22 protein-coding genes are annotated in these 26,574 nt (G+C 56.1%); 20 read left to right on the top strand and 2 right to left on the bottom strand.

Features of this window, described 5'->3' with window-relative positions; translation table 11 throughout:
- Window positions 1-67 precede the first annotated feature (67 nt).
- From C7459_RS05090 to C7459_RS05010, 17 genes are all read left to right on the top strand, one after another.
- Window positions 68-3,292, top strand: coding sequence for an ATP-binding protein (locus C7459_RS05090; RefSeq protein ID WP_170119279.1), 3,225 nt, complete (start codon window positions 68-70; stop codon window positions 3,290-3,292).
- A gap of 242 nt (window positions 3,293-3,534) precedes the next feature.
- Window positions 3,535-5,307: an acyl-CoA dehydrogenase family protein gene (locus tag C7459_RS05085; protein ID WP_109687012.1), complete on the top strand. Its 1,773-nt coding sequence runs from the start codon at window positions 3,535-3,537 to the stop codon at window positions 5,305-5,307.
- A gap of 115 nt (window positions 5,308-5,422) precedes the next feature.
- A complete protein-coding gene (locus C7459_RS05080; RefSeq protein WP_109687010.1) occupies window positions 5,423-6,175 on the top strand; it encodes an SDR family NAD(P)-dependent oxidoreductase in 753 nt (250 codons plus the stop codon).
- Between the two features lie 107 nt (window positions 6,176-6,282).
- Window positions 6,283-7,302, top strand: a complete 1,020-nt coding sequence (locus C7459_RS05075; protein WP_211320335.1) for a 3-oxoacyl-ACP synthase — start codon at window positions 6,283-6,285, stop codon at window positions 7,300-7,302.
- A 125-nt stretch (window positions 7,303-7,427) separates the two neighbouring features.
- Window positions 7,428-8,672, top strand: a complete 1,245-nt coding sequence (locus C7459_RS05070; RefSeq protein WP_109687008.1) for a substrate-binding domain-containing protein — start codon at window positions 7,428-7,430, stop codon at window positions 8,670-8,672.
- Between the two features lie 68 nt (window positions 8,673-8,740).
- On the top strand, window positions 8,741-9,514 hold the full coding sequence (locus C7459_RS05065; RefSeq protein WP_109687006.1) for an ABC transporter ATP-binding protein: 774 nt from the start codon (window positions 8,741-8,743) through the stop codon (window positions 9,512-9,514).
- Window positions 9,495-10,202, top strand: a complete 708-nt coding sequence (locus C7459_RS05060; RefSeq protein ID WP_109687004.1) for an ABC transporter ATP-binding protein — start codon at window positions 9,495-9,497, stop codon at window positions 10,200-10,202. The genes C7459_RS05065 and C7459_RS05060 overlap by 20 nt, the downstream gene beginning before the upstream one ends.
- A gap of 43 nt (window positions 10,203-10,245) precedes the next feature.
- Window positions 10,246-11,106 carry a branched-chain amino acid ABC transporter permease gene (locus C7459_RS05055; protein ID WP_109687002.1) on the top strand — a complete coding sequence of 287 codons (861 nt, stop codon included), beginning with the start codon at window positions 10,246-10,248 and terminating at the stop codon, window positions 11,104-11,106.
- Between the two features lie 7 nt (window positions 11,107-11,113).
- Window positions 11,114-12,121, top strand: a complete 1,008-nt coding sequence (locus tag C7459_RS05050) for a branched-chain amino acid ABC transporter permease (protein WP_109687000.1) — start codon at window positions 11,114-11,116, stop codon at window positions 12,119-12,121.
- Entirely contained in the window at window positions 12,081-12,857 is a 777-nt protein-coding gene (locus C7459_RS05045; protein WP_109686998.1) for an alpha/beta fold hydrolase, read from the top strand. Before C7459_RS05050 ends, C7459_RS05045 begins: the two co-directional genes overlap by 41 nt.
- A 100-nt stretch (window positions 12,858-12,957) precedes the next feature.
- Complete coding sequence (locus tag C7459_RS05040) at window positions 12,958-13,950, top strand: extracellular catalytic domain type 1 short-chain-length polyhydroxyalkanoate depolymerase (protein ID WP_109686996.1); 993 nt, start codon at window positions 12,958-12,960, stop codon at window positions 13,948-13,950.
- Between the two features lie 95 nt (window positions 13,951-14,045).
- Window positions 14,046-14,831, top strand: a complete 786-nt coding sequence (locus tag C7459_RS05035; protein ID WP_109686994.1) for a 3-hydroxybutyrate dehydrogenase — start codon at window positions 14,046-14,048, stop codon at window positions 14,829-14,831.
- Between the two features lie 152 nt (window positions 14,832-14,983).
- Window positions 14,984-17,560 carry a putative bifunctional diguanylate cyclase/phosphodiesterase gene (locus tag C7459_RS05030; RefSeq protein ID WP_109686992.1) on the top strand — a complete coding sequence of 859 codons (2,577 nt, stop codon included), beginning with the start codon at window positions 14,984-14,986 and terminating at the stop codon, window positions 17,558-17,560.
- Between the two features lie 34 nt (window positions 17,561-17,594).
- Window positions 17,595-18,641, top strand: a complete 1,047-nt coding sequence (locus C7459_RS05025) for a stalk domain-containing protein (protein WP_109686990.1) — start codon at window positions 17,595-17,597, stop codon at window positions 18,639-18,641.
- Between the two features lie 236 nt (window positions 18,642-18,877).
- On the top strand, window positions 18,878-19,255 hold the full coding sequence (locus C7459_RS05020) for an ATP-binding protein (protein ID WP_245884394.1): 378 nt from the start codon (window positions 18,878-18,880) through the stop codon (window positions 19,253-19,255).
- On the top strand, window positions 19,233-20,762 hold the full coding sequence (locus C7459_RS05015) for an ATP-binding protein (protein WP_109686988.1): 1,530 nt from the start codon (window positions 19,233-19,235) through the stop codon (window positions 20,760-20,762). The genes C7459_RS05020 and C7459_RS05015 overlap by 23 nt, the downstream gene beginning before the upstream one ends.
- 126 nt (window positions 20,763-20,888) lie before the next feature.
- The gene (locus tag C7459_RS05010) at window positions 20,889-21,071 is read left to right on the top strand and encodes an asparagine synthase (RefSeq protein WP_109687088.1); all 183 of its coding nucleotides are present in this window, start codon (window positions 20,889-20,891) and stop codon (window positions 21,069-21,071) included.
- A 73-nt stretch (window positions 21,072-21,144) separates the two neighbouring features.
- Here the strand turns inward: C7459_RS05010 and moaA are convergent, their stop codons facing one another.
- Window positions 21,145-22,143, bottom strand: a complete 999-nt coding sequence (gene moaA / locus C7459_RS05005) for a GTP 3',8-cyclase MoaA (protein ID WP_109686986.1) — start codon at window positions 22,141-22,143, stop codon at window positions 21,145-21,147.
- Window positions 22,144-22,251: 108 nt separating this feature from the next.
- Here moaA and C7459_RS05000 point away from each other — a divergent pair, with 108 nt between their 5' ends.
- The 3 genes from C7459_RS05000 (at window position 22,252) to C7459_RS04990 (ending at window position 24,267) form a co-directional block, all read left to right on the top strand.
- Window positions 22,252-23,328, top strand: coding sequence for an SDR family oxidoreductase (locus tag C7459_RS05000; RefSeq protein ID WP_109686984.1), 1,077 nt, complete (start codon window positions 22,252-22,254; stop codon window positions 23,326-23,328).
- A gap of 92 nt (window positions 23,329-23,420) precedes the next feature.
- Entirely contained in the window at window positions 23,421-23,984 is a 564-nt protein-coding gene (locus C7459_RS04995) for a GerMN domain-containing protein (RefSeq protein ID WP_109686982.1), read from the top strand.
- Window positions 23,985-24,063: 79 nt separating this feature from the next.
- Window positions 24,064-24,267 (top strand): hypothetical protein, encoded by a 204-nt coding sequence (locus C7459_RS04990; protein WP_109686979.1) that lies wholly within the window; start codon window positions 24,064-24,066, stop codon window positions 24,265-24,267.
- Between the two features lie 55 nt (window positions 24,268-24,322).
- Here the strand turns inward: C7459_RS04990 and thrS are convergent, their stop codons facing one another.
- Entirely contained in the window at window positions 24,323-26,266 is a 1,944-nt protein-coding gene (gene thrS / locus C7459_RS04985; protein WP_109686977.1) for a threonine--tRNA ligase, read from the bottom strand.
- Window positions 26,267-26,574: the final 308 nt, after the last annotated feature.

Raw genomic sequence — 26,574 nt, 5'->3', positions numbered from 1 at the left:
ACGGGGAACCCGCATCCAAATGGATGCGGGTGTGCTTGTTTTTGAACAACGTGAGGAGGGCATCCGCTTGAGAGAAGGACAGTACGTGCTGACAACCAAATTGGTCCCGCCCCGCGTGAAGCAACAATGTTTGAAGCGACGTCGCTTGGACGAACTGTTCTCCAGTGTGATCGATTACCCGGTTACACTGGTCCAAGCAGACGCGGGGTACGGCAAGAGCACTGCGTTGGTCACCCACCTCTGCCCACAGTTCGATCATGTGGCGTGGTGTTCACTCGAAGAAGGTGAGCGCGATCCGTTGTTGTTTTTGCAATACCTGATTCGTTCCGTACAAACGCTTGACCCTGCGCTGGGCGAGCGCTCCCGGCGCTTGTTGGAGGAGGCGGAGGCGACGACGGCCATTTTGCAGCCTTGTCTGACCTTGTTGCTCAACGATTTGGCAGAGGGGGCGCCTGATCCGAGCATCCTCGTCCTCGACGATTACCACACGATTGCCAATGTGCCGGAGATTCGCACGTTGACAGACTTGTTGATTCGCTATCTCCCAGGACATGTACATCTCGTCCTCGGCAGCCGCAATGCCTTGGATACTCCGGCTATCAAACGCCTGAACGTCACCTGCGACCTGCTCTTGATCGACAAAACGGATCTCGCGTTCACTGCCGAGGAGATCGACCAGTTGTTCCGCCAAGCCTACGGACTTGAGTTGTCATCCGATCAGGCCGGAGAGTTGCTGGAACAGACAGAAGGTTGGATCATCGCGTTGCAGATGGTCTGGAAGGGCATGGAGCGCGGTGTGGAGTTGCCGAAACTTTGGCACTTGCAGGGACAGGCCGGGGTGCCGTTGTTCCACTACCTCGCGGAGGAAGTGTTCGACCGCCAGCCACCGGAGGTGCGGGCGTTTTTGACGCGAACGAGTTTGTTGGAATCGATGAACGCGCCGCTGTGCGACCTGTTGCTCGAACGTGAGGATTCTGCAGAGACGCTGCGGCACTTGGAGAGCAAGGGTTTATTTGTCACGGGATCTGCACAGGGAACGGAGTATCGCTATCACCGCTTGTTCCAGCAGTTTTTGCTCGAACATTCCCAATCGGCGCTGACATCGGCGGAGTGGGCTGATTTGCACCGCACGGCCGCCGGGTACTATTGCGAACAGGGCGATCTGCAAAAGGCGCTCTCCCATTATGATGAAGCGGGGGATGCCGATCAGGTTGTGTACTTGTTGCTGGAACGCGGGGCGGAGTGCTTGGCGAATGGTCGGATGGAGCTGTTAAAGGGCTGGATCGACCGACTGCCAAGCTCTGTGTTGGAGCGACACCCCCAGATCTTGTACTGGCGTGGCGAGATCGACCGGGTCACGTCACGCTTTCATGAAGCGGTGCATTGGTACACGCTGGCGGAGGGCGCATTTATCCAAAAAAGTGATCCGCTCGGACGGAGCTACGTCTACCGGGGTCAAGCACAAGTTTATCTCGACACCATCCAACCGGGCAAAGCGACGCCGTGGTTGCACAAGGCGATCGACGTGCTGGAGGAGCGCTACCCGCACGAGCGGGCGGCGCTGTTGAGGTTGTTGGCGGAGAACCATACGAATAGCGGGCAGTTGCACTTGGCGGAATCGTTTTTACAACGGGCGGGCGAGTTGGTGCCGAGTGTGGTGTGCGATGAGCTGGATGTGCGCTTGCACTTGCGGGCGGGACGGTTGCGATCTGCCTGCGAACTGACCCAGGAGTTTCTCGGCAAGGACAGCGAGCGCGCACCGCAGCGCATCGCCAAGTCGCACCGCGAGATGACGTTGTTGCGGTCGCTGATCGATTCGATGACCGGCGAACTGGATTCTGCGCGCTCCCATGCGGAGCAAGGCATCGAGGTTGGGCAAGAGCTGCGGTCGCCGTTTGTGGAGATGGTCGGCTACATCCGGCTTGGGCACGCTGTGGCGCTGGCTGGAGATCTGCAGACGGCACAGGAGCACTTCCGCCGCTCGGTGCAGATGGCCGACTCGTTGCTGGTCGAGCGTGGCAAAGTTGAGGCGATGATGGGACTCTGCCATGTGGCGGGGATGTTGGGCGATCTGGAGCAGGCGCATGTCTATGCCCGGACAGGCTTGGAGCTGGCGTTAAACGTCGAGGACTTGTGGTGTGCAAACTTGATTCGACTCGCGATCGGCGGCATCTGGACCGCGTGGGGACAGGACGAGGAAGCGCTGACGTGGCTGGCGGAGGCGGAGCAGGGCTTTCTCGCGTGCGGGGATACGTACTGTCTCACCACCGTGCGCTTGTTCCTCTCGATCCTCTACCACCGCAATGGTCGTTCGAAGGAGTTCGAACACAGCGTGCGCCTGCTGTTCGAAGGTGTGGAGGATGGCGGCTATGAAAACATATTCTTGCGCCGCACGATGTTTGGCCCACACGACCTGCAGATGACGATTCCGTTCCTGCTGGCAGCCCGTGATGAGTTGGGCTTGGAGGGGGCAGAACGCTTGTTGAAGGCGATGGGCGGCAAGCATCTCCTGCACCATCCTGGCTATACGTTGCGAATTTGCACCTTAGGGCACTTTGAGGTCTATCGCGGGCTGGAGGAAGTTGGGCGCAAGGAATGGAAGCGGGAGAAATCCAAGCAATTGTTCCAACTGCTGGTCACGCGGCAGGGACAGTTGTTGCAGCGAGATGAGATCTATGACTTGCTATGGCCAGATGTGGATGAGAAGACGGCGAACCGTGATTTTAAAGTCGCGATGAATGCGCTAACAAACGCCTTGGAGCCGAAGCGGGAGGCACGCTCCGATTCGTTTTTTGTCGAACGGGTCGATACGGCGTATCGCTTGAATCGGCAAGTGGCGGTGTGGGTGGATGCGGAGGAGTTCAAAGCGTTAGTGGAAAAAGGGCTGGCCCTCGCTGAGCTAGGTGACAGCGTGGCCGCTTGCCGTGAGTTGAAATCAGCACTCGCGCACTACAGAGGTGACTACCTGCAGTACTCGCCCTATCTAGACTGGTGTGCCGCTGAACGTGAGCGTCTGCGCACGTTGTATCTGCGCGCGCAGGAAGTGCTGTCTCGCCTCAGTTACGAAGGTGGCGATGTGGCTGGAGCCGTGCGCTGTGCCGAGACGATTCTCGCCCATGATGCCTGTTGGGAACCTGCGTACCGGTTGCTGATGAACTGTTATGCTCAGATCGGCAACCGCAACCTGCTGATCTCCACATACAAAAACTGCGTGACCAATCTAGAGGAGCATCTGGGTCTGGAACCGATGGAGGAGACGGCGCGGTTGTATCGGCGGTTGGTTCGGGAGTAACACGTTCGAACAAAAAAGCAGCTAGACTCCAACGAGTCGGCTGCTTTTTTTCTAGAAAAAATCTCGCATGCTGGCACGGATAAAAAGGGAAGCATCCGAATATTCACGAATACTGTATACATCCGGAAACCACGGTGATGAATTCGAACGACCAGTCGTTCGGAAGGTACGATAGGAGACACAAACACGGACCCCTGCGAAAGGGACCACACCGCACTTTGATAGACAAAGGAGGGACCGACATGCGTTCGGTTCAAGATCAACAAGCAGGAGGTCAGTTCCTGATCGGAGCGACGGCACAGGGCGCGGTGTTCACCCCGGAAGACTTCACGGACGAACACCGCATGATCCGCCAGCTCGCGCGCGACTTTGCTCAAAAGGAAGTCCTGCCTCACAACGAGCGTTTGGAAAGCCAAGATTGGGACTTCACCGTCTCGCTTTTGAAAAAAGCAGGGAACCTCGGCCTGTTGGCACATAGTGTCCCAGAAGCCTACGAAGGCTTAGGGCTCGACAAAATCACCAAGGTCATCGTCGGGGAAGAGATCGGGCAAATCGGTGGGTACAGCGTGATGCATCTCAACCACACGGGCATCGCGACCCTCCCGATCACCTACTTCGGCACGGAGGAGCAGAAAGCCAAGTACTTGCCGAAGCTCGCATCGGGTGAATACCTTGGCGCGTACTGCCTGACCGAACCCGCGGCGGGTTCTGACGCGCTCGGGGCCAAAACCACTGCCAAGCTGAACGCAGCAGGCACGCATTACGTCCTGAACGGCACCAAGCAGTTCATCACCAACGCAGGTTTTGCAGATACCTTCATCGTCTACGCGAAGGTCGATGGCACCCAGTTCACCGCGTTCCTCGTCGAGAAAAACTTCCCTGGCCTCTCCTTGGGCCCGGAGGAGAACAAGATGGGGATCAAATCGTCGTCGACGCGTCAGGTGTTTTTGGAAGACTGCCTCGTCCCCGTCGAGAATCTGCTCGGCGAGGTAGGGCGCGGACATGTGATCGCGTTCAACGTGCTGAACCTCGGCCGCTTCAATCTCGGAGCGGCAGCGCTTGGCGGGGCCAAGGCTGCTTTTGCAGAAGGACTGCGCTACAGCAAGAGCCGCGTGCAATTCAACCGACCGCTGTCCAGTTTGCCCGCGACGCAGGAGAAGCTCGCCACGATGGCAGCGCGCCTCTACGCGATGGAATCGTTGGAATACCGCACAGCGCACTTGCTCGAAGACGCACTCGGCGGTCTCTATGAGGAGACCGATCCCCGCGTGCTCGCCAAAGCCTTGATGGAGTACGCGATCGAATGCTCGATCTGCAAAGTGTTCGGCTCGGAAACGTTGCAAGCCACGGTCGATGAGAGCTTGCAACTGCACGGTGGCTATGGCTATATGCGCGAATACCGCATCGAGCAGATGTACCGCGACGCACGCATCAACCGGGTCTATGAAGGCACGAACGAAGTCAACCGCCTGCTCGTGCCGGGCCTGTTGATAAAAAAAGCGTCCGCGGGCGCATTGCCCGTATCGGACGCGATCGAACGTGCGACCGCTGAACTGTTCGGGGAAGCGCCAACTGCGGAGGGACCGCAGAGCCGTGAACGCGACATGGTCTCCGCTGTCCGTCGCGTCTTCCTGACCCTGCTCGGCCTCGCGTATGAGGAGCACCAAGAGCGCTTGGAAGCGGAGCAGGAGACGGTGATGAAGCTGTCTGAACTTGGAATCCAGCTCTACGCGATGGAGAGTGCCCTGTTGCGCACAGAGCGGGCGATTGCGAGAAATGGGGAGGAGCGGGAAGCGTTGAAGCGCGACCTCACGGTCGCTTTTGTCGACGATGCGTTCCTGCAAGGCGAGATGCTCGCGCGCCAAGTGCTGGTGAACTTGCTGACCGCCGACCGCGTCGGCCAGTTCCGCACGCTGATCCCGCAACAGTTCGCCCGCTTCTACCCAGATGGCACCGTCGATCGCAAGCGCCGCATCGCCAAGCGTCAGATCGAGGCAGACAGCTATAGCTGCTGAGCGGTGAGAATTCCACGCAAACGGTCCACGTGCAAGACAAATCAGCAGAAAATGGCCGCACACGCCTGGCTGTCGCAGTCCGTGCGATCGTGTGGCGAGAGAGGGGTATTGACAGATGCGCGTTCAAAATAAAGTGGCAATCGTAACGGGAGCAGGTCGGGGCATCGGTGCCGCCACCGCCTTGCGTCTGGCACAGGAGGGGGCCCAAGTCGTCGTCAACGACATCAGTGCCGAAAACGCAGAGAGCCATGCAGCCGCCATTCGCGAGCAAGGTTTGGAAGCGATCGCGTTTCCCTGCGACATCACCGACCGTGCAGCGGTGCAAGCGATGGTGCAACAAGCGGTGGAGACATACGGCCGTCTGGACATCCTCGTCAACAACGCCGGCGTGGTTCGTGACAACCTCGCGCACAAACTGACGGACGATGACTGGGATACCGTCATGAATGTACATCTCAAAGGGGCGTTCTACTGCACCCAAGAGGCACAGAAACACATGGTTGCACAAAAGTACGGCAAGATCGTCAACTTCTCGTCGACGTCAGCGCTTGGCAACCGTGGCCAACTGAATTACGCGACCGCCAAAGCGGGTCTGCAAGGGTTCACCAAAACGCTCGCGATCGAACTCGGGCGTTACAACATCAACGTCAATGCGGTCGCGCCGGGCTTCATCGAGACGGATATGACCCGCGAAACGGCTGCACGCATGGGCGTGGACTTCGAACAGTTCAAGGAGTATGGCGCCCAGCAATCCGTTCTCGGACGCACGGGCAAGCCGGAGGACATCGCCAATGCGGTGCTGTTCCTCGCCTCTGACGAAGCGAGCTTTATCACCGGGCAAGTGCTGTACGTGCGCGGCGGAATCTAGAAAAAAAGCAGCGGACCGCGAGGCGGTTCGCTGTTTTTTGCGCAACTGCTTTGCAACCTCTACTTGCTACGATAGGCTTGAACTTTTTTGAGAGGAGCACTGCCTTCATGAACATCCCGATTGGCATTGTCAGCACTGGCGTTTACATACCGGAGCACTACCAAACCGCCGCAGAGATTTCGGCGGCGAGCGGCATTCCGCAGGAGATCATTGAAACCAAAATGGGCTTTACACGCAAGCCGATCCCAGGGCCGGAGGATCACACCTGTCAGATGGGCATCTGGGCAGCCGAACGGGCGTTGGCGAAGGGCAACATCAACCCTGCGGAGATCGACCTCGTGATCTATATCGGCGAGGAGCACAAGGAATACCCGCTCTGGACGGCAGGCATCAAACTGCAAGAGGCGGTTGGCGCGGTCAACGCATGGGCGTTTGACGTGCAGCAACGCTGTGGGACGATGGTGATGGCGTTGAAGGTGGCGAAGGACATGATGACCGCCGATCCGACGATCAACACCGTGTTGCTGGCTGGCGGGTACCGCAATTCCGATTTCATCGACTACAGCAACCCGCGCACGCGCTTCATGTACAACCTCGCGGCAGGCGGCGGGGCGGTCGTGTTGAAAAAAGGGCATGAGCAAAACCAACTGCTCAGCAGCCACATCATCACCGACGGTTCGTTCTCCGAGGATGTTGCGGTCGTCGCTGGGGGTACCAAGCATCCGATCTCCGCAGACGCGATCGAGCAGCGTTTGAACTACTTGGATGTGATGGACCCGGAAGGTATGAAGCAGCGTCTGGAGCAGAAGTCGATGCAGAATTTCATCCGCGTGATCGAACGCGCCCTCGAGAAGAGCGGATATACCAACGCAGATCTCGACTATCTGGCCATCCTGCACATGAAGCGTTCCGCACATGATCATGTCCTGCAGCACTTCGGGTTGGCAGACGAACAATCCTACTACCTCTCTGAGTACGGGCACATCGGGCAGATCGACCAGATTCTCTCCTTAGAACTTGGTGTGGAGAGCGGTCGCATCCAAGCGGGGCACGTGGTCGGCCTGGTCAGCGCGGGGATCGGATACGCGTGGGATTCCTGTGTGATTCGGTGGGGCCCGCCCCTGTAGTGGGCGTTTCTTGCAACTCAATCGCAACTTGATTTCTTCATTTGTAACTCCAGTGCAACGATCGTGCGGTAAATTTATGACAAATTTCAGAATCTTACACACTTTACTACATAGGGGGAAATGTGATGCACAAACAAAAATGGGGCAAAGTCGGACTGCTCTCCGTCGTCTCTTTGTCGATGTTGTTGACGGTGGGTTGCGGCGACTCAAAAGAAACCGCTTCCACGACGGATACCACCACGAGCGCTGGCAACAAGGAACCGATCAAGATCGGGGTTGTCACGTCCCGTTCGGGTGCAGTAGAAGCCTACGGTACCCAAGAATTGAACGGTCTGAAACTCGGCATCGAGTATGCGACTGGCGGCAAGAACGAAGTGGAAGGCCGCAAAATCCAATTGGTGGTTGAGGACGACGCGGGCAAGCCGGATGAAGGGATCAAGAAAGCCCGCAAGCTGCTGGAGGAAGACAATGTCGATATCCTGCAAGGTTCGGCGAGCTCGGCGGTTGCCGCAGCGATTGCGCCGCTTGCAGAAGAATACAAGAAAATTTACATGATCGACCCGGCGGCCGCAGATGACCTGACCGGCAAGAACTTCAACAAGTACATCTTCCGCACCGGCCGCAACTCTTCGCAAGACTCGTTGACGGGCGCGAAGTATGCCGTCGACAACCTCGGCAAAACGTACTTCTCGCTTGCACCGGACTCCGTGTTCGGCAAATCGAGCGCTGGCGCTTGGAAGGGTGTCATTGAGAAGGAGGGCGGCAAGATCTCGCAGGAGGAGTACGCTCCGCAAGACGTCAAAGACTTCACCCCCTACCTGCAAAAAGCGGTGCAGTCCAAGGCAGACGTACTGCTGATCTCGTGGGCAGGCGCTGGCGGCGCGATGCTGTTCAAGCAGATCGCTGAACTGAAAATCAACGACAAAATGAAAGTCACCACCGGGATTCCGGACATCGCTGGCATCAAAGCGATGGGCGAAGGCGCGGTAGGGCTGCAAGGCATGACCGCGTACTACTACGGACTGCCGAAAAACAAAGAGAACGATTGGTTGGTTGAACACCACCAAAAGGATTTCAACGCTCCGCCGGATCTGTTCACAGCAGGTGGGTTCACCGCGGGGATCGCGATCGTCGAGGGCATCAAGAAAGCGCATTCCACAGATGCTGAAAAATTGATTTCGGCGCTGGAAGGCATGACCGTACACGGCGCGAAGGGCGAGTACACCTTCCGCAAGGAAGACCACCAAGCGATCCAACCGATGTACGTCGTCAAGCTGGAGAAAAAAGACGGTGTCGATTACTTGGTCCCGACGCTGATCAAGGAAATGAGCCCGCAAGATACCGCACCGCCGATCAACAACAAGAAGTAAGCACTTTATCACCGCCCTGCCGTCGGCAGGGCACTTTTTTCAAGACAAGCCTGCTAGGAGGTGGCGTTTTGGCGCAACCGATTCTGGAAACAAGCGGATTGACCATTCAGTTTGGCGGCCATGTGGCGGTCAATGGCATCGATTTCTCAGTCCAACCGCAGACGTTCACGTCGATCATCGGTCCGAACGGGGCCGGCAAGACGACATTTTTCAACCTGTTGTCCGGGCAATTGCGCCCGACAGCTGGCACCGTGAAATTTAACGGACGCGACATCACGGGTCTCCCTGTGCATGAGCGGACGAAGCTCGGGATCGGGCGGTCGTTCCAGATCACCAACGTGTTCCCGAACCTGACCGTGTTGGAGAACGTCCGCATGGCGGCACAGGCGGTCGGAGGCGGGAGTTTCCGGTTGTTCTCCCATTATAAGCGGTTCAAACAGTACGAAGTGACGGCGATGAAACTGCTGGCCAAAGTTCATCTGGACAATAAAGCGGATCAACTCGCCAAAAACCTCTCGCACGGCGACAAGCGCAAGTTGGAGATTGCGATCCTGCTGGCGCTGGAGCCGAAGATGTTGCTGTTGGACGAACCGACGGCCGGCATGTCGTTGGAGGAAGTTCCGTCGATCATCGAAGTGATCCGCGAACTCAAATCGTCTGGCGAGCACACGATTCTGCTGATCGAGCACAAAATCGACATGGTGCTCGACTTGTCCGACTCGCTGGCGGTGCTGTTCAATGGTCGCTTGCTCACACATGGCACGCCGGATGAGATCATGAGCAACGAACTGGTGCAAACGGCGTACTTGGGAGGGTTATACGATGACGCTGCTACAAGTTGAGAACATCCAGACCTACATCGACCAATTCCACATTCTCCAAGGTGTGAACCTCGCCGTGGAAGCCGGGCGTGTCACCGTCATCCTCGGGCGCAATGGGGCAGGCAAGACCACGACGCTGCGTTCGATCATGGGGTTGACTCCGCCGCGTGCAGGTCGTGTGGTCTTTGACGGACGTGACATCCAAGGCATGCAGGCGCACACGATTGCGCGTCTGGGTATCGGCTATGTGCCAGAGGACCAAGGGATTTTCAAAGACCTGACTGTCGAGGAGAACATGAAGCTGGCGATTCGCAAAGCGGACACCGCGACACAGGAGCGTCAGGAGTTTGCGCTGGAACTGTTTCCCGACCTGAAAATCGCTTGGAAGCGCAAGGGCGGCAACCTGAGTGGTGGGCAGAAGCAGATGCTCTCGATCGCCCGCGCGTTTGTCAACGACAACAAGCTGTTGTTGATTGACGAGCCGAGCAAGGGTCTCGCGCCCATCGTGGTTGAGAAAGTGATGGCGGCGATCTTGGAGTTGAAAAAACGCACGACGATCGTGCTGGTCGAACAGAACTTCATCATGGCGAGCGGTGTTGGCGACGATGTGTACATCCTCGATGATGGGCACACCGTCTACCAAGGTACGATGGCCGACATTCGCGGCGATGAAGAGTTGAAGAAAAAGTACTTGGGGATCGCCATCTAGCCTCGCAAGGGAATCGCTATTCAGTAGAAAGGGGGTCAGTTCGTTGTCTCTGACCTTGAACTTGCTTTTGAACGGAATTGCATTGGGAAGCTTGATCTTCCTGATCGCTGTCGGTCTTTCGTTGATTTTCGGCTTGATGGGTGTGTTGAATTTTGCGCATGGAGCGATCTTCATCTGGGGCTCCTATGCGGGATTGGCCGCTTTCAATGCCAGCGGTAGTTTCCTGATCGGCATCATCGCCGGAACGGTGGCGGGCATCGTGATCGGTTGGGTGATGGAACGCTTGTTTATCCGGCCTTTTTACGGCAATCATGTCGCGCAGATCCTGCTTACGCTCGGGTTGATGATCGTTTTAACCGAAGGACTGAAATATTTCTGGGGGCCGAACTTGCTCGGCTTTGACAAACCGGCTGCGCTGACCGGCGTCGTCGATGTCTTGTCTGATCCGTTTCCGATCTACCGCATCTTCATGATCGGCATCGGCTTGCTGGTGCTGGTCGGGGTGCATCTGCTCCTCTCGCGGACTCGCTACGGGATCATCATCCGTGCGGGCGTGCAGGACCCGGAGATGGTACAGGCGTTGGGGATCAACGTGCGTCGGGTGTTCTCGCTGGTGTTCGCGTTGGGTGCAGGCTTGGCGGCATTTGGCGGCGTGATTGCAGGTCCGTCGTTTGGCTCGATCACCCCGGACCTTGGGATGGCGAATCAACTGAATGCGTTTATCGTCATCGTCATCGGTGGCATCGGCAACTTCCCTGGTGCGGCGCTTGGCAGCTTGTTGATCGGAATTGTGCAGACGTTTATGGCGTTCTATTTGCCAGATGTAGCGGTGGCGGTCAGCGTGGCGATGATGGCGCTGGTGCTGATCTGGAAGCCTGAAGGCATTCTCAGCGTGCGGAGGTGAGCCGGGTATGAGATCGAAGTTGTTCAATAATAACTGGTTGCTCGCCGCCCTGCTGATCGTCTTGGCGCTGGTGCCGTTCCTGAGTTCCTCGAAATTCCTGCTGACGATGTTGATCACCGTCTTCATCCTCGCCGTCTACGGCATGAGCTATGACTTGCTGTTGGGGTATACAGGCATCGTGTCGTTTGGCCATACGATCTTTTTCGGGCTAGGAGCCTACTCGGTTGGCATCCTGCTCACGAAAACCAAACAGCCGAACATGCTCTGGGTCGCGCTGCTGATCGCAATCGTCGGAGCGGCGTTGATCGGGTTGGTGATCGGAATCCTCTCCTTGCGGGTGAAGGATGTCTACTTCTCGATGATCACGCTGGCGTTTGCTGAACTGTTCTACATCTTCGCAGAGAAGTGGAGTTCGTTCACCGGTGGAAGTGATGGGATTCCGTACATCCGGGTGCCGAGTTTCTTCAATGATCGCACCCAATTCTATTTCACGGCGCTGGCGTTCCTCGCGTTGATGTACTTGATGTTGCGCCGCGTGGTTCACTCACCGTTCGGACGGACTTTGCAAGCGATCCGCGAGAACGAGCAGCGCGTGGAATCGCTGGGCTACAACGTGCTCCATTACAAGCTGGCGTCGATCGTGATCTCTGGCTGTGTGGCGGCGATGTCAGGCGGTCTGTGGACCGTGTTGCAAAAATACGTGAACACCTCGGTATTTGGCATGGACCGTACGATCGAAGCGTTGCTGATGACGATCGTCGGCGGCGTGGGCACGCTGTTTGGCGCTGTGCTGGGGGCAGGAGTCATCACATTTGCTCATGAGTGGTTTAGCTCGCTGTCAACGCAATACCCGCTGTTTGAGCGATGGTTGATGTTTTTCGGAATCTTGTACATCGTGATCGTCATGTTCTTCCCGAAAGGCATCCTGGGGACGATTCTCGACAAATGGACGCAGAAACAGGGGGGGTCTCGCAATGCCGCATCTGACAGTAAACGGAGCAAATCTATACTATGAACAAGCGGGACAGGGTGAACGCACCCTGGTGCTGATCCACGGCAATGTTGGATCGGCGCGCTGGTGGGATCACATGTTCACACCGCTTGCCGAACGGTACAAGGTCGTCCGTATCGACTTGCGCGGATGTGGGCAGAGCGAACCTGCGGGCGGCAATTCCATCCCGCAGTACGCTGCAGATGTGCAAGCGATGTTGCAGGAATTGGGCTTGAACAGAGTCACCCTCGTCGGTCATTCGATGGGGGGCGCGATCTCGATGGCCGTGGCGATCAACGCTCCAGAACTCGTCGAAGCGATGGTGTTGGTCAATTCGGCCCCGGCGGAAGGCATAACAACACCTGACGAGCGCAAGCCGTTGCTTGAGATGATGATCAAGGATCGCAACTTCATGAAGATGGCGCTGGCGGCCGTGGTCCCGACCGCCGCCACCGGCGAGTTTTTCGAAGCGCTGGTTGACGATGCGATGATCGCCGGTCCGACGACAGTGCCGAACTACACGTCGCTTGGGGAACAGGATTTCCGTCCGGCCCTCGCTTCGTGCCAGATTCCGACGTTGATCGTCTATGGTGTTCAGGATACGCTCATCTCGTTGGAGATGATGGAGCGCACGCGCGACAGCATCCCAGAGAGCACGTTGCTTCTGTACGAAGGCATGGGTCACTCGCCGAACGTTGAAGCACCAGCGCGTTTGATGCAAGATCTGGAAGCGTTTTTGCGGGAAAAAGTGGGGGTGTAAACCCCCACTTTTTGTTGTAACTGCTGTGTAACAAGCTCTTGGTACAATAAGTTTGAAAGTTCATTAAAATCTGATAAAAATAGAAAAGGGAGGGATTTTGATGAAAGTGCAGAACTTGTTCCGTAAGCTAGGTCTCCTCGCGTTGGCACTGCTGTTTTTCGCGGCCTTCATGCCAAAACCATCGTTCGCGGCGACCGGAACCTTCACAGAATCGTACTACGGTAGCAACTTCTACTACAAAGTGTACGTGCCGAGCACCTACACGGGCAGCACCACCGTACCGTTGATGGTCATGCTCCACGGCTGTCTGCAAAACCCGGATGACTTCGCAGCTGGGACGCGAATGAATGCGCTTGCAGAGGAGAAAGGGTTCATCGTGCTGTACCCGGAGATGAACTACTTCGCCAACCAGAACATGTGCTGGAACTGGTTCTACGACTACAACCAACATCGTGGAGCAGCAGGTGAAGCGGATATCGTCAAAGGCATGGTTGATGTGGTCAAGGCCAACTACAAGATCAACAGCTCCAAAGTCTATGCAGCAGGGCTTTCCGCAGGCGCGGGCATGGTTTCGATCATGGGCGCTGCCTACCCGAACGTGTTTCACGCCATCGGCATCGCAGCAGGTGTAGAATACAACGCTTCCGACACAGCGCTTGGCGGGATCAATGCGATGAGCTACGGCGGGCTAGACCCGGTCTACGCTGGGTATGACGCGTATGTGGAGATGGGAACTCTAAAACATCGCATGCCGATGATCGTCTTCCACGGAAGTAGCGACACGACGGTGAACCCGATCAACGCGACGCAAGTGGTCTCGCAATGGGCACAAACCAACGACTACATCGACGACGGCTCCGACAACAACTCGGTTGACGCGACGGCCGATGTGACGACGACTGGCACCGTCACTGGCGGTCGCAGCTACACCAAGTATGTGTACAAGGACAAAAGTGGTGTAGAATTGATGCAATACTACAAAGTAACCGGCATGACGCATGCGTGGTCTGGTGGCAGCACCGCAGGTAGTTACACCGATCCGGCTGGCCCAGATGCGACACGCATCATGTATGACTTCTTCGCAACACACTAAGCCACACCATGCTGATTGAAGACAGGGGAGGATCTGCCGGGAGCTATTCGCTTCCGGCTCCTGCCCGTTTTGCACACAAGAGGAGGAGTCCATTCATGTCTCAAGTATTAGCAAGTCGCTCCGCACTGATCACGGGTGCTGCGGGCGGTATCGGCCTCGCCATCGCACGCGCGTTCGCGGAGGAAGGGGCACAGGTGACGATTGCCGACCTGCATCTCGAATCGGCAGAGCGCGCAGCAGAGGAGCTTCGCAAGGCCGGACATCAAGCGCTGGCAGTGCGGTGTGACGTGACCGATGAAGCGCAAGTACAAGCGGCTGTAGAGAGCACCGTCGCGGCTTACGGTCGACTCGACATCCTCGTCAACAACGCTGGCATGCAACATGTGGCGCCGCTGGAGGAGTTTCCGTCTGACAAGTTCGAGCTGTTGATCAAACTCATGTTGACCGCGCCGTTCTATGGCATCAAGCACGCCTGGCCGATCATGAAGGCACAAGGGTTTGGACGCGTGCTGAACATGGCTTCGATCAACGGCCTCGTCGGGTTTGCAGGCAAGGCAGCCTACAACAGCGCCAAGCACGGTGTGATCGGTTTAACCAAAGTTTCCGCACTTGAAGGCGCAGCACACGGAATCACGGTCAACGCGCTCTGCCCAGGCTATGTCGACACTCCACTGGTGCGCAATCAGCTCGAAGACCTCGCCCGCACGCGCCAAGTAGCACTTGAGAGCGTGTTGGAAGAGGTTATCTACCCGCTGGTGCCGCAACGACGATTGCTCGACGTACAGGAGATTGCGGACTACGCGGTGTTTCTTGCCAGTGAAAAGGCTCGCTCGGTCACCGGGCAAGCGGTGGTCATCGACGGCGGTTACACAGCTCAATAAGCCAAAAACACCAAGTCGCAACCGCGAACTTGGTGTTTTTTTTATAGTTGTGTAAGTAAGGGATATTGAAGACAAGCGCATTGGGTGGTAAACTTAAAGAAAAAAATTAAATCTAACCTAAATAGACAAGAGTGGCAAAGGGGGGAACCGGGATGTTCGGTCAGAGTGCCACACCTATGAAACGCCGTATGCTTACCTCACAGATCGTCAAGCGAATTGGGATCGCTTTGAGTTTTGTTGGGTTTTTGACGATTGTGACGACCTTGTATTATTTTTCCACGGGGATGGAGGAGCAGTTGAATGCAGATGTTTCCTCGACCAAGGAAGTGATCGCCAATGCGATGGAGTCGACCAATGACTCGACCAAGGTCGCAGAGCACCTGATCGACTTGCAACTGTTGACAGCCTCGAAGGCGATTGCCAAGGAACTTCAAGGCAAGACCATCGACCAGGTTACGCGTTTGGAATTGGAGCAGATCCGGGACGAGTGGGGCTTGAACGGAATCTCGCTGTTCGTGAAGGACGCTACCGACATCAAAGTGGCGAAGTCGTCCGAACTGAGCGAGATCGGCCTGAGTTCCAAGTCATGGGGAGATTGGTTCACCGCGTTTTCACAACTTATGAACGGACAGCCAGTCACCGTTGAGAAGGGTTACAACGACCTGCATTTCTGGTCGGCACCGCTTTCCAAGGCAGATTGGAATGAGCACTATTACAAATACGCTTATTATGATGATGGTACACTGCCGTTCATGATCAACCCGTATCTGATGGACCAAGACATCCTCTACCTCGAATTCAAGTCTGGACCTAGCAAAATGATTGAACGGATCGTCGAGCAGAACGTCAACATCGAGGAGATCTCTGTGCTCAATGTGCCGGCGTTTTTAAAAGGGGACAAAAACCATGTTTCCCTGCCCGGCACCGATCTGCCCGTCTTGTACGGCAACCATTCGATGAAGTTGCCCGAAGATTATGCTACTCTCGAAGACCTGTCGCGCGACAAAATGGAACAACGCGTCAACTTTGAACTGGACGGTCGTTCCTTGCAAAAGTTCTACATTCCGCTCTCGGATGACCGGGCGATGGTGATCGTCACGAATACCGATCGCCAGCATCTCTTGGAACTCCGGTATCTCGGACTGCTCACCCTCGCCTTCCTGCTCTCCTACGTGGTGATCTACTTCGTTGTACGGGCGATCGCCAGCCGTCTCCTGCAACCGCTGTTCGAGATTGAGGCGTTTGTCGAGAAAGTTTCCGCTGGCGACCTCAACGGGCACTTGGAAATTGAGGAAGAGAATTCACTCGGCTGGATGGCGGAGAACATCAACAACATGACGGTCAAGATGCGCCACCTGATCGCCGAGGTGGAAGACCGCTCGCAACGGCAGATCGCGCACATGACCTATCACGACGATCTGACCAGCCTGCCCAACCGCAAGCATTTCACCAACGTGTTACACCAAGCGTTGAACATGGCGCAGATCACGGAGAGCAACATCGGGGTGATGTTCCTCGATCTCGACCGCTTCAAGAACGTCAACGACTCACTCGGTCATGCGACGGGAGACCGCCTGTTGCGCGAAGTCGCTCGTCGGCTGCTCGGCGCCCTTGCGGAGAACCACCTGCTTGCCCGCATGGGGGGCGATGAGTTCGCGATGCTAGTCCCGGACCTCGAATCCCCTGAGGAGGCTGCCAAGCTCGCCCAGCGAGCCCTGGAGCTGTTTGAACAGCCCCTGTTGTTCGAGAACCGCGAGTTTCTGATCACAGCAAGCATCGGGATCTCCGTCTACCCGCAGGACGGTCTCGATGCAGAGACCCTGCTGCGCAATGCGGACACCGCGATGTACTCTGCGAAGGAGAATGGGCGCAACAACTTCCAGTTCTACACGCCCGAGATGAATGAGATCATCCTCGAACAGTTAGAAATGGAAAAAGCGATGCGCCACGCGCTGGAACACGAGGAATTCGTGCTCCATTACCAGCCGCAAGTGGATCTCGTGACCGGGCAGATCATCGGATCAGAAGCGTTGATTCGCTGGATGCATCCGGAGCGCGGCCTCGTACCCCCCTCGCAGTTCATCCCGCTTGCGGAGAGCGTTGGATTGATCATCCCGCTAGGCGAATGGGTGCTGCGCACCGCGTGCTTGCAGAACAAGGAGTGGCAAGATGCCGGGTTCCCACCGATCAAGGTCGCCGTCAACCTCTCCGCTCGCCAGTTTGAACAGGCGAACTTGGTCGACACGGTGGCCGATATCCTCGAGGAATCGGGGCTCGACCCGCAGTACCTGCACTTGGAAATCACAGAGACATTGGCGATGAACAACGCCAACCTCGCGATCGACAAACTGCACGCGCTGAAAAACCTCGGTGTCCAACTCTCGATCGACGACTTCGGCACGGGCTATTCATCGCTGAATTACCTCAAAAAGTTCCCGATCGATACGCTAAAAATCGACCGTTCCTTCGTCGGCGATATCCCGGCTGATTCGGACGATGCTGCGATCGTCACGGCGATCATCGCGATGGCGCACAACTTGAAACTGACCGTCGTCGCGGAAGGCGTGGAGACCGAGGCACAGCTGGAGTTCCTGCGCGAACAAAACTGTGACGCTATGCAAGGCTTCCTGTTCAGCCGACCGGTTCCGGCACATCAGTTGGCCCAACTCTTATATGAAAAAAAATCGCTCGACACTGAAACCTACCAGCATCTGCCTTCGTCTAATTGAGTGCAGGACTTGAATCTGGAAGGGGCACTTATAAATGAAAAAAACAACCGCATTCGTTTTATCGGGCGCGTTGCTCTGTGTACTGGCGACGACCGCATTTGCAAGCGATCCGCTCAAACTGTTCGTCAATGGCAAGGAAGTCAGCAACCAGCCCTTGCAGATGCTCGACGGTTCAACCTACGGCCCCGTGCGCGCCATTGCAGAAGCGTTGGGCGCGAAAGTCACATGGAACGGCGCTGAACAAAAAGTTCAGATCGATGCGCCCGAGTCCAAGCCCTTACAACTGCAAATTGAAGAGTTGGAGCGTGCCTTGGCAGCCGGGTCCCCGGAAGTGGCTGCACAGACGTGGGCACATGGCGTCAAGGAGCGCAACGGCGCGGAGCAGTACGCGGTGCTCAGCCCGGAATTGCGCGCCAAGATGAAGGACGAATTCGCCCAAGCCTACTGGGTGACGGGGACCTCCTCGCCAGCGGTGGAATCCTACCAACTGACGCATGAAAAGCGAATCGACGACAACACCTATACCTACAACATCGAGTTCAGCTATGCGACCTCCACAGGCCCAGCAGGGCAGGAGGTACGCGCAGTGACCGTCAAGCGTGAAGGCACACATTGGTTCCTCACCCAACTGGGCGGTGAACCAACGACCCAACCGCAGGCGGTCGATCAAAAAGTCACGCTCAAGGACGGAACGACCCTCAAGGCGCCGGGCGATGCTCAACTTTCCGCCAAAGTCCAACTGCGCATCGACACGCTCGGGGTCGTCAAAAGCGACGATGCGGACAGCGCCTATGCGGGTGTCGTGGGCAACCATGCTGAACTGAAAGCGCAAGAACTGGTCGAACTGCCGACCGGTCATGCCAAGCTGTTGACCATCGAGCGCACGATGCCAGCGGGGATGAACGATGATTCTGTGCTCCACGAGTACTGGCTGGTCATCCTCGGCCCGTATGCAGGGCGCGACGACATGCAGTCCGCCTATACGCTCTCCGCTGTGTACGCGAACGCAGACGCCGATGGGCCAACTGTCAAAGCACAATTGCTTGAACTGGCAAAGCAATGGGTCGTAAGCATCAACTAAAAAGAAACCGTCCGTTTTCGACGCGGACGGTTTCTTTTTGGCGAAATGTGCGAATAATCTCATTTCCTTGGAAATGTAGGCAATTGAATTCAGGTAATGAAAACTTATAGTTCGATAGTCCTGTTTTAAAAACTAGACTTCCCGAAAGCCGGGAACTTGGATAATGTGGAGAGCGGGACTACTTGCGCTGGGACAGGGGGGAGAACACCACAGGCCACATGCTGGATGGAATGCATATGAAAATCAGAACCGAAGCCGATATCTACATGGCGTTGAGCACGGTACGTCGCTTGATGAAAGAGTTAGGGTTTTCTGAACTACACCAGCAAAAAGTGTTGGTGACGGTCTCCGAACTGACGCGCAATGTTCTGGACCATGCAGGAGCCAACGGGGTATTTGGGTGCGAGGTTCTGGACGGACGAGGGATTCGTGTTCGGGTCACAGACCGTGGACCCGGCATCGAGAACGTAACTCGCGCCTTGGAGGGGAAAAAATCGCCGCATTCCCACGGACTGGGCCTCGGCTTGGCGGGCGTGAAGCGGTTGATGGACGAATGCACCATCGAAACTTCGACAGGAGGTACGAGCGTCGTTGCGACAAAATGGAATTCATGACAATCACACGCTGAGTCGGCTTGCGTCGATCGGGCAAGTGTCGGCGGGTATCGCGCATGAAGTTCGCAACCCGCTGACAGCGGTCAAGGGTTTTTTGCAGCTCATGCAACAGGAGACGCCGCACGTCTACTTGGACATCGCTTGCTCGGAGCTGGAACGTGCCATATCGACTTTGCAGAATTTATTGAACGTCTCCAAACCGGACTTGGATGAGGAGGCTTATGTACCGATCAACATGTGTGTAGAATTGGAATCGATCCTGCAACTGTTTCAGGATCAGATCTACCGCGTGGAGATCGACAAGCAGTTGCGCAACACGGACACGGTGATCTACGGTCGCCGCAACCAGTTAAAAAAAGCGTTTTTCAACCTCTTGAAAAATGCCCACGAAGCCATCGTTGGCGAGGGACGCATCACGGTACACCATGCACGTATTGGGGAGCGCGTGGTGATCCGCATCGGCGACACGGGTGTGGGCATACCAGCGGAGAAGTTGGAATTGCTGGGCACGCCGTTTTTTACCACCAAGGACGAAGGTACCGGCATGGGGTTGACCCAAGTCTTCTCCACGGTCTACCAACACGGAGGCAAGATTGAAGTCAAATCGGCCCACGGGGCTGGCACGGAGTTTGAAATTCAACTCCCTGTGCGAAACCAACACGATACTGGAGTGGTCGAATTGAACTTGCAGATGATCGAAGGGCAATCCTTCCTCGAATTTTACGAAGTGAACAAGCAGCACTTCTTCCAGCGTATGCGCGCGGAGTGTGCGAATCTCTATGAAGAGATCTACCGCTACGAAGTTGAGGATATCGATAACAAGCTGGATCTATTTGCCGATCAATTGGTCATTCTGTTGACCCATGACCAACAACATGAGTTGATCGTGTTGGCGCAGCGGTCGGGCCGTGAATCCTCGCAAAGCGATCTGAACTACCTGTCGATCATGGAATGGTTCACCGTCTTCCGCAAAGTATATTGGGACTTTTTGTATAATTTTCATAAGGATGATGAGCAACTGACGGTGCGGGATCTTTTTGCGATGGAGCGACGGATCAACATCTCGATCGACCAGTTCGTCAATCATTATGCGGCGAAATACACGGAGTATCGCAATGAGATGTTGCGTTCCCATCGCGACTTGATCGACGACTTGACGGTGCCGATCATCCCGCTGTCCTCGTCGATGGCGGTGTTGCCGATCCTCGGCACGATGGACACGCACCGTGCGAAAAAAATCCAAGAGCACACCTTGAACCAGATCGCGCATCTGAAAATTGAGCGGATCATCATCGACCTCTCCGGCGTCGCGTACCTCGATACCGCGGTTGTCCAACATTTGTTCCGCATCGTAGAAGGGATCTCGTTGCTCGGATGCCGTGCGGTGGTCACGGGGATTCGCCCGGAGATCGCCAACACGATGATCGAACTGGGGATCTCGCTAACCGAGCGTGTGGAGACGAAGGCGTCGCTGCAGCAAGCGCTTGAAGTCTACGGAATGCGCTAACCTATAGATGAAAAAGCCGACAGGACTTCGCATAGAAGTCCTGTCGGCTTTTTGACGTATAGGGCTGGTGGTCGGGTGGATACTAGACGAGAACTCTGAACATCCAAAGGGGGCGGTGACATGAACATGAACGTGCGTGAAGGGTTGATCCCGACTGTACTCGGAACTGTTGTCACGACCGCAGGCGTCACACTGCGCGCCAAAAAGACCATCGACCCGGCGATTGCTTGGGGCATCGCGGGTTTTGGTCTGGCGCATGTCGTTTTGGGTGCGATCGACCTCGTGGAGCACCGCAATCGGTTCAGTTAACCGGTGGATGTCTGAGGGAAGCAAACAGGGGAGAGTGCAGACTCTCTCCTGTTTGCTTGTTTTTTGTTGCTCGTTATCCTCCGATCTGTGACATGCGACGGAGGGTGGCTGCATGGGTCAAGTTCTCCTCGAACAGCACGTTTGCCATCTCGTGGCTCTCCGGCTTGACGTCGAGCGAGCGATGGAAGAGGTGGATCAGCGCTTGTTCGTCTCCGATGAACGGACGGACGTTGAACTCGTCCTGCCAGAACAGGCATGGCTTCAAGCTGCCATCTGCTGTCAGGCGCAGGCGGTTGCAGCGCTCGCAGAAGTGGTCGCTGACCGGGTGGATCAAGCCAAACGTGCCGCGTGCGTTCGGCAGACGATAATACTCGGCGGGGCCGTTGCCGTACACGCTCTGGGTCGGTTCTGGGGTTAGGCCGAGTGCTTGGCAGCGCTCCAGTACATAGTCGAGCGATAGGTAGCGATCACGCCACTCGTCGCCATCGTGACCGATCGGCATATATTCAATGAAGCGAACGTGGACGTCACGTTCGATCGATAGGCGCAGGAAGTCATCGACTTCCTCGTCGTTGAAACCTTTCATCAACACCGTGTTGATTTTGATCGGGTGGAAGCCGACGCGAAAGGCTGCTTCTAAGCCTTCCAACACCTTATGGACGTGACCGCCACGGGTGATCTCAGCAAATTTTTCCGGGTTCATGGAGTCCAGCGAGATGTTGAGGCGGGTGATGCCCGCTTTTTTCAACAGCTCAGCCTTGGGCGCGAGAAAAATCGCGTTGGTCGTCAACGCGATATCTTCGATGCCAGGGATCGCGTGGAGTCGTGCCACCAAGTCCTCGACATGCGGACGGACGAGCGGTTCACCACCGGTCAAGCGCAGGCGAGTGATCCCGAGCTTGGCGGCGACGCGCACGACTTCCTCGATCTCATCGAAACTGAGGTGCTTGTCGTTCTCCATGAAGTGCATCCCTTCGGCTGGCATGCAGTAGACACAGCGCAGGTTACACTTGTCGGTCAGCGAGATGCGGAGGTAGTCATGGACGCGTCCATGCTTGTCAGTAAGGGTCAAAGGGAGGCCTCCATTCCATCGTACAGAGTTTGTCGCTCTATTGTAGCAGACAAGTAGATGATTTTGTTCAGAAAATGGAATAGAGTAAGAGCAAAGGAGAGTGTACAGATGCGTCCTGTTTATTTCATGACCGGGTTTCCCGGTTTTATTGCCACACGATTGATTCGACGTTTGTTGGTTGGAGAGCCGGATGCGCGATTTGAGCTGTTGGTTCATCCGAGCCAACGGGCGCGCGCCGAACGCGAACGGGCAGCGCTAGGGTCGGCCGAGCAGTTTGCGCTGGTCGAAGGGGATATCACCCAACCTGACTTGGGTCTACCCACCTCAAAATTTGCAGAGTTACAGGATGAAGTCACGCATGTGTTCCATCTGGCGGCGGTCTACGATCTCGCCGTGCCACAGCAGTTGGCGCACGAGGTCAATGTGACGGGGACGCGGATGGTGAATGCCTTCGTGAACAGCTTGACGAATTTGCAGCGCTACGTCTATTTCAGCACCGCGTATGTTTCCGGCGACCGCGCTGGTCGGGTATTGGAAACGGAGCTTGTAAAAGGTCAGAATTTTAAGAATCAATACGAGTCGACCAAGTATGAAGCAGAAGTGCTGGTGCAGGAACTCATGCAGGACGTTCCGATCACGATCATCCGACCAGGGGTCGTGATGGGCGATTCGCAGACGGGCGAGACGGCGAAGTTTGACGGACCGTACTTTATCATGCGTTTCCTCGAAAAATTCGCGTCGTTGCCGATTCCGTATATCGGGAGTGGTGTGGCGCTGGTGAATTTGGTGCCGATCGACTACATCGTGGAAGCGACATGCTATCTGGCGCATGCAGCGGCAGGGGCGGGCAAAGTCTATCACCTGACCGATCCGCAGCCGTACAACGCCAAGCAAGTCTACGAACTGATCTGCCGCGAACTGCTAGGCAAACCACCTGTGTGGACGTTGCCAGCGGGAGTTGTCTACGCGGCCCTGTCTGTGACGGCCTTTCGCAAGTGGGTCCAAGTGGAGCGGGAGACGCTCGCCTACTTCGTGGAACAGTCGGTGTATGATACCGCGCAGGCACAGCGGGACTTAGGCGCGGCTGGAATTCACTGCCCGGATTTGCGGTCGTATATGGCGCAAGAGGTCGCATTTTACAAGCAACATCGGACGGATCGAGAAAAGTTGATCGCAGTACGATAAACTTTTTTTCCTGAACCTGAATCTTTTCGCTGTAAGTTTACGTCTTTATAGGTAAGAACTGACAAAGACTTGTGCGAAGAGGAGTGTTCGAAATGAAAAAGACGATCCTACCGATTTTGCTTGCTACGATCACCACGACAGCGCTGTTGACCGGTTGTGGCACGGACACGAGCACGACCACCAAACCGGGCGCAGTGACTCCAACTCCTGCACCTGCACCGGAGACGACCCCGCCGCCGAAGCAGGAGATCCCGGACCGTGATACGCAACAAGTCACCGTCTACCGTGCGGATCAAAATGCCACCAAACTGGTCAAAGAGACGGAGACGACCGCGAAGATGGCGAGCGAGACGAAGTTTGCCTCGGTCCTCTTTGACATGTTGAAGAAAAGCAACCCGACCAGTCACACCATCGCCCCGGTTCCACCAAAAGTGGAATTGATCGGCGTGACGCTGGAGCAGGGGACGCTCACGCTGAATTTCAACGATGAAGTGACCCGCTTGCAAGGCAGCGCGACCGAAACGATATTCGTCGATGCTGTGAACAAGACGATGTTCGACGACCTCACATCGGTCACGACGATCAAGTACCAGATCAATGGGCAACCCGCAGAAGTCCTCACCCAATTGGTGGTCAAGGATGGGTTTCATAGATAACGGTTCACTTGATAGCTCGTACTAAACCTGTTAGAATGACTCGTAGCAAATCATGTGGTTTTGACAAGGAGGGCGGGACGTGAAGGACATCCTCGAACACGATGAAGCAGACCAGATCACAGAGGCGGAGCGCCAAGCGTTGCTCGGAATCATGAGCCCCCTTCCGTCAAGACCTGATCGGATGGAACCAGAAATTCGCATGCTGAGTCGAGTGGAACGCCACCAACGTCGCAGGAAATCGCTGTGGCAGAAGTTTTTGGGATGGTCCTCCTCGATTCGATGAAGAAAAGCCCCGGTTGCGACATCGTAGCGGACCGGGGCTTTTTGGTATACACGTATTAGTTTTTCGATGCGATTTCGTCGAGGATCAATTGGGTTGCTTCCTCGAAGACCATCGAGCCTTTGTCGCCTTCGCCGCGTTTGCGGACGGAGACGGTGCCACTTTCAGCCTCTGCACCGCCGATGACGAGCATGAACGGAACTTTTTGCATCTGCGCTTCACGGATTTTGTAGCCGATCTTCTCATTGCGGATGTCGAGCTCGACGCGGATCTTCTGGGATCGCAGATACTCCACGACTTGCTCCGCGTACTCCTGTTGGTTTTGCGAGATCGTCATGACTTTCGCTTGTACCGGTGCCATCCAGGTCGGGAACGCACCTTCGTACACTTCGATCAGATGGGCGGTCATGCGCTCCATCGTCGACAGGATGCCGCGGTGGATGACAACCGGGCGATGCTTGAGGCCGTCTTCGCCGACATACTCCAATTCGAAGCGTTCTGGCAACAGGAAGTCGAGTTGGACGGTGGAGAGGGTTTCTTCCTTGCCGATCGCCGTCTTCACTTGGACGTCCAGCTTCGGACCGTAGAACGCCGCTTCGCCCTCCGCTTCGAAGTAGGAGAGACCGAGTTCGTCCATCGCTTCCTTCAGCATGGACTGTGCCTTTTCCCACATCTCATCGTCATTGAAGTACTTCTCGGTGTTTTTCGGATCACGGTAGGAGAGACGGAACTTGTATTCGTCGATCTTGAAGTCCTTGTAGACGCGTTGGATCAGCTCGACGACTTTTTTGAACTCGATTTTGATCTGATCTGGGCGGCAGAAGATATGCGCGTCGTTCAGGGTCATCGCGCGCACGCGTTGCAGACCAGACAGGGCGCCAGAGGACTCATGACGGTGCATCATCCCAAGCTCCGCGATGCGGATCGGCAGGTCGCGGTAGGAGTGCAGGTCGTGCTTGTAGACCATCATATGGTGCGGACAGTTCATCGGGCGCAACACGAGCGATTCGTTGTCCATCTCCATCGGCGGGTACATGTCTTCTTGGTAGTGCTCCCAGTGTCCGGAGATCTTGTAGAGCTCGACGGAACCGAGGTGTGGGGTGTAGACATGATCGTAGCCGAGGCTTTCCTCCAGATCGACGATGTAGCGTTCGATCGCACGGCGGATCTTCGCACCGTTCGGGAGCCAGAGCGGCAGACCTTGGCCGACTTCCTTGGCGGTGGTGAACAGCTTCTGCTCGCGTCCGATCCGGCGATGGTCGCGGCGTTTCGCTTCTTCGAGGCGGTGCAAGTATTCGTCGAGTTGCGCTTGCTTCGGCCAGGCGGTTGCATAGATGCGTTGCAGCATCTCGTTGTCGGAGTTGCCGCGCCAGTAGGCGCCCGCAATCGAGAGCAACTTGAAGATCTTGGTCCGGCCGGTCGACGGCAAGTGCGGGCCGGTGCAGAGGTCGGTAAACTCGCCTTGGTGGTAGATCGAGAGGATGACGTCCTCCGGCAGGTCTTGGATGATTTCAACTTTGAAGTTGTCGCCGCGCTCAGCAAACATCTTCAGCGCTGCTTCACGGCCGATCTCTTCGCGGCGGATCGGCAGGTCTTCCTTGACGATTTTCGCCATCTCCGCTTCGATTTTCGCGAGGTCTTCCGGGTGGAAGGAACGGCCGGAGAAATCGTAGTAGAACCCATCCTCAATGACCGGGCCAATTGCAAATTTCACTTCCGGCCACAGGCGGGCGACCGCTTGTGCCATCAAGTGCGCGGAGGAGTGGCGGAGGGTATCAACGCCTTCCTCGTCTTCATAGGTGAACAGCTCCACTTTGGAGTTTTCCACGACCGGGGTCGTCAGGTCGACCAGTTTGCCGTTGATCTTGCCGACCACGACGTTTTTCTTGAGACTCGATGACAGCGAGCCTGCGATGTCCAGCAGGGTGGTGCCGGACGCATACTCCTTCACCGAGCCGTCTTTGAGCTCGACTTGTACTTGTTCTTGGACCAAGTTTGACATGGCTGTGTGCCTCCTCTAGGGGTTCGTAGGTTTTTTGGCAATAAAAAACGCCTTCGCCGTTGCAGATATCATTCTGCAAGGACGAAAGCGTATGCTCACGTGGTACCACCTTGGTTTGACCTTTTTTAAAAAAAGATCCTCATTGCCCCAGGTAACGGTGGGGGGCCGATTCGAATTACTGCCGGGGTGCCGGGTTGGTTCGAACTGCTACTGAGGGGGTCACTCATGGGTCAGGGTCCGAGAATGCTTGCAGCCGATGGCATTCTCTCTCTGGAGGTCTGCGCCGATGAACGGTGTCCTCAGTCAAG

This window comes from Tumebacillus permanentifrigoris, from assembly GCF_003148565.1.
Classification (GTDB): domain Bacteria; phylum Bacillota; class Bacilli; order Tumebacillales; family Tumebacillaceae; genus Tumebacillus; species Tumebacillus permanentifrigoris.
This window is presented reverse-complemented; position numbering and strand designations above follow the sequence as displayed.